Annotated in this window: 6 protein-coding genes; 5 read left to right on the top strand and 1 reads right to left on the bottom strand. The window is 61.0% G+C overall.

Annotated elements, in window-relative coordinates; genetic code table 11:
- The coding region (locus ACYP01_RS29485) for a DNA glycosylase AlkZ-like family protein (protein WP_459683572.1) at window positions 1–745 on the bottom strand (745 nt) is incomplete at its 3' end.
- Window positions 746–1016: 271 nt separating this feature from the next.
- On the opposite strand from ACYP01_RS29485, the gene ACYP01_RS29480 reads away from it, so the two are divergent.
- The 5 genes from ACYP01_RS29480 to ACYP01_RS29460 all read left to right on the top strand — a co-directional run.
- Entirely contained in the window at window positions 1017–1148 is a 132-nt protein-coding gene (locus ACYP01_RS29480) for a hypothetical protein (protein ID WP_003945242.1), read from the top strand.
- A 332-nt stretch (window positions 1149–1480) separates the two neighbouring features.
- Complete coding sequence (locus tag ACYP01_RS29475; RefSeq protein WP_459683570.1) at window positions 1481–2485, top strand: alpha/beta hydrolase; 1005 nt, start codon at window positions 1481–1483, stop codon at window positions 2483–2485.
- Window positions 2482–3468 (top strand): alpha/beta hydrolase, encoded by a 987-nt coding sequence (locus ACYP01_RS29470; protein WP_238592671.1) that lies wholly within the window; start codon window positions 2482–2484, stop codon window positions 3466–3468. The genes ACYP01_RS29475 and ACYP01_RS29470 overlap by 4 nt, the downstream gene beginning before the upstream one ends.
- Window positions 3469–3553: 85 nt before the next feature.
- Complete coding sequence (locus tag ACYP01_RS29465; RefSeq protein ID WP_050656019.1) at window positions 3554–4033, top strand: VOC family protein; 480 nt, start codon at window positions 3554–3556, stop codon at window positions 4031–4033.
- 109 nt (window positions 4034–4142) lie between these two features.
- A partial coding sequence (locus tag ACYP01_RS29460) for an ABC transporter substrate-binding protein (RefSeq protein WP_459683566.1) occupies window positions 4143–4726 on the top strand: 584 nt, incomplete at its 3' end.

Genomic DNA, 4726 nt, shown 5'->3' with positions numbered 1-4726 from the left:
CCTCGGCATCGACGGGCCAGTGGGCTTTGACGTCCTTGACCGGGGCATCGAGAAACGACGCGACGTGAGCAGGAGTGGCGGGGCCGTAGAAGCGCAGATACCCGCGGATCACGTCGAAGCGGGGATCGGCGTCTGCGCCCGTGGCGCTGTATGGGCGTCGGCGCCAACCCGGAATGCGTTCGAGCACTGGGGGAGATGTGTCCGGCTGTAGCTCGAGGCCTGCCTGGAGTGCCGCGAGCCGGAACGGCATCTCGTACAGATGAGTGGCATTGCACGGGCGGCAGAATCTCAGATAGGGCTCGGTGACCCGCGTGGTCAATTGCGCGGACATCTCGCCCTTGACGGTTGGTTTCGAGACGATGTCCCGCATCGCAGCAGCAACTGTTTGCAGGGCAGTCAGCGTCGGGATGCCGGCGGCCTTCAGGGGCCGATTCGCGTCGTAAATGCGCTTGGCTGCATCGGCTTCGCTGAACGGCGACGTGGCGGCGGCGACGGCAGGCAGGTCGCCCCGACGGTAATAGTGGGGGGCTCCGCGCAACGTCCAGGCAAGAGCGAGCTCAGTGGCGTCGACGCGGACGCCGCGGATCCGCAGGGCCCAGGCGGCTCCGTCAGGTCCGGTGTTCTGAATCCCGAGATCGAGAATGCTGCAATCGCTGTGATCGGCGTCACCGACAACCGCTCGGTCGAGTTGATGGCGGTGCCACCGGAAATTAGCTACCTGCGTGAGTGAGGTTGCGCTAGACATGATTTCAGTTTACTGGTGGGTAACCGCAGGATTTGGGGCGGTTGATCAATGCGGCGACAGAATTGGTCAAATTCGACCGATTGGCCGGAATTTTTTCAGTAGCAGACCTTATTAGTCGAAATAATGACCCCATTGTCGGAATCCTTTGCCAACTGGTCGTTCGTATGATTACTGTTACCCACGTCACGGATACATTACAGATGTGACGCAGCTGTCACAGCACTGTCGGGTGCTTTTGGCAGCTGACCTCTGACTTCTCTAGGAGATTCACATGGGTTCACTGATGTCGATCGTCGAACTTGCACTCAAGGGCATGGGCTCGCTTGGTGCCGGCGACCAGTTGTTCGAAACCTTCATCGGTTCGGTTCAGACGAACACAGGCAGCCTCAAGCCGCTCCTCTGATCCCGCTCGCCGGAATCGGACCGTTCGACCTCAAAATTCCGCTCGGGTGACCGAGACCTAAACAACTGTAGGAGTTTTCATGGGATCCTTCGAAATCGTGGGGAACGTCATCACGGCTGTCAACAACGTCGGCACCGCATTCTTCAATTCGCTGACCGAGCTCAGTGGCGGCACGGTTACGCCCAAGTAAGCGTCGTCTGACGAGAAAGGCTCACGCACTCGGTGCGTGAGCCTTTCCGTGTCGACCGGATCGAGTTTTTCCGATCACGTCGGGTTTGCCTGTTTCAGGCGGTACCGTTCGAAAGGTTCCGCTGCCGAAGAGAGTGACCCGGATGATCGAGACTCGTGCGTTACGAACGGTTTTCCGTGTCTTCGTGGCGTTGGCCACGGCAGTGTGTGGGTTCCAGCTCCTCACAGCACCAGGTCACGCTCAGTCGGCGGACAGCAGGCTGGTCGACATCTCGGTGTACTCACCGTCGATGGGGCGCGACATTCCGTTGCAGGTCTTGCGGCCGGCTGATACTTCGACGCCTGCTCCGACGCTCTACCTACTCAACGGAGTAGACGGAGGAAAAGACGACGCGACGTGGTCGGTGCGGACCGACGCACCGAAGTTCTTCGCGGACAAGCACGTCAACGTGGTCACCCCTCTCGGTGGAGCATTCAGCTATTACACCGATTGGGAGCGGCCGGACCCCGGCCTCGCGAAATCCGGCAACAACAACGGGGTCAACATGTGGACCACTTTCCTGACGGAAGAACTACCGCCAGTCATTGATTCGACGTTCGGGACGACCGGCGAGAACGCACTGGCAGGCCTGTCGATGGCAGGCACGTCGGTACTGGATCTGGCTATGGCGGCGCCCGCGCTGTACAACAGTGTCGGGTCCTTCAGCGGGTGCGCGATGACGAGTCCGGGCATTGGGCAGAACTTCGTGAAACTCGTGGTCGCCGTGGGTGGGGGTGACGCGGAAAACATGTGGGGTCCGTACGATGGTCCGGGTTGGCCGGCTCACGATCCGGTTGTCAACGCGGACAAGCTACCTCGAATCCCGATGTACATCACAACCGCAACCGGAATTCCGGGTCCGTACGACACACTTGCCGATCCGCGGATCGGCAACGACGTCACAGAACTGGCGTTGCAGCTTGTTCTCGGTGGCGGAATCGAGGCGGCAACTCACTACTGCACCACCCAGCTTGCGGACAAGACGAACGCATTGGGTATGAACAACATTCGCTACAACTTCAAGCCGGCAGGAACGCATTCATGGGGATACTGGGAAGACGACTTACACGACTCGTGGCCGATGATCGCCGCGTCGCTCGGCCTGTGAGTTCCCGTAGAGCGAGCCTTCGAAGCGTTGTTCTCGTCGGCGCGCTCGCCCTGACTTCACTTCTTGCGCTGCCGTCGACCGCACTCGCCGACGAGACTCCGCAGATAACGAGTGTCACCGAACTGTCTTCGCGCTTGGTGCTTCTCGACGTCGCGAGTCCCGCCATGGGGCGCACCATGGCGGTGAAAGTGCTGCTTCCTGCCGACCGCTCGGAACCGCGCGGGACGCTGTATCTCCTGGACGGCAATTCCGGGCAGATCGAAGAGAACAACTGGTTGGCCCCGGCTAACGGCGATATCGTCCCGTTCTTTGCCGACAAGAATGTGAACGTCGTACTCCCCATCGGTGGAACCGGCACCATGTACACCGATTGGCAGGAAGACCACCCGAAATTCGGTCGTCTGAAGTGGGAGACGTTCCTGACGAAAGAGCTTCCCCCACTGATCGACACGAGGTTCGCCACCAACGGGCACAACGCAATCGGCGGGATCTCGATGGGTGCAGAAGCCGCTCTGATCCTGGCCCAACGCTCGGCCGGGTTGTACGACGCGGTCGCGGGCTACAGCGGCTGCTACACAACCGTCGGAGGATTCGGCAAGGCGTTGACCGATCTCGTGGTCATCAACGGAAATGCCCGTTCGGAGCAGATGTGGGGTCCGGCCGGCAGCGAGGCTTGGCAAGAGCACGACATTTTCGCCAATGCCGACAAGCTGCGCGGCACCAAGGTGTATCTCGCCTCGGGATCGGGACTACCAGGTCCGCACGAAACTCTCGATACTCCTGCCCTGGGCCGGGTACTGGTCGTCGGCGGGGTCATGGAACTGGGATCGAACCTGTGCACCGACCAGATCACTCAGGTGTTGCGTGATCGCGGAGTCGATGTCACCCGCAGCGCTCAGCCGGTGGGGACGCACGGTTGGCCGTACTGGCGCGACGAACTCGTTCGTTCCTGGCCGATGCTCGAATCTGCGTTGTCCGCTTGAGCAGTTCCTGGCGATGAGTTTTCGTTTCGGGTCGGGTCTATAACCCTGTACACCTGTTTCGTAACCTCTCCGACAAGGACAGAACATGCCTTCCATCACTCCCTGTTTGTGGTTCGACAACCAGGCAGAAGAAGCAGCCAACTTCTACATCTCGGTGTTCGGTTCCGGGCAGATACTCGGAATCGAACGGTACGTCGAGGGATCGCCCTCCGGAATGCCGGCAGGCTCGGTGATGACCGTCAGCTTCGAACTCGGCGGTCAGCGATTCACCGGATTGAACGGCGGGCCGATGTTCACGTTCTCGGAAGCAGTGTCTTTCGAGATTCCGTGCGTCGATCAGGCTGAGGTCGATCACTACTGGTCCAGGCTGACCGAGGATGGGGAAGAGGGCCCGTGCGGATGGGCCAAGGACAAGTTCGGATTGTCCTGGCAGGTAGTCCCGAATCGCCTTCTCGAACTGATGAAGGATCCGGATCGGGCCAAGGCGCAACGCGCCACGGACGCGATGATGAAGATGAAGAAGATCGACATCGCGGAGCTCGAACGGGCCGCAGACGCGTCCTGAACACGATCTGGCCGATGGGCGACAGCCTTCGTTAGCTGATGCTAGCCTTCCCTAATTCTCGCTGAGCGTTGGAGGAGTGCTGGTAACCATGCGAATCAAAGTCTCTCGAATGAAGATTGCAGTCACCGCCTTGGCGGCCTCGCTCGCCGTCGCCGGACTTGCCGGCTGCAGCAGCGACAGCGCTGACGCACCCGCGGAGGCGGGAGCAACCGTCTCGACCATGTTCGGTGACGTCGAGGTCCCGGCCAACCCGGAGCGCGTCGTCGCGCTCGGTTGGTCGGACGCCGAGACGGCACTCGCTCTGGGCACTCAACCAGTGGGCGTCGCGGACTGGATGGCGTTCGGTGGCAAGGGCGTCGGACCCTGGATTGCGGACGAGTTCACCACGGACCCGAAGATCCTCGGAACCATGGACTTGAGCGTCGAAGACGTCATCGCGCTCGAACCGGACCTCATTCTGTGGACGCGAAGCGACAACACGCAGGCCACCTACGACAAGCTCAGTGCCATCGCGCCGACGGTCGGGCCGCCGCCGGGTCTCGCCACTGCCTACGGGACGACGGTCGAGCAGCAGACCGAACTCGTCGCCAAGGCACTCGGCAAAGAATCGGAAGGCAAGGCGCTACTCGACGGCCTCGACGCCAAGTTCGACGCCGCGATTGCCGCCAATCCGAACTTCGCGGGCAAGACCGC

Source organism: Rhodococcus sp. no. 34, from assembly GCF_054589475.1.
This window is presented reverse-complemented; position numbering and strand designations above follow the sequence as displayed.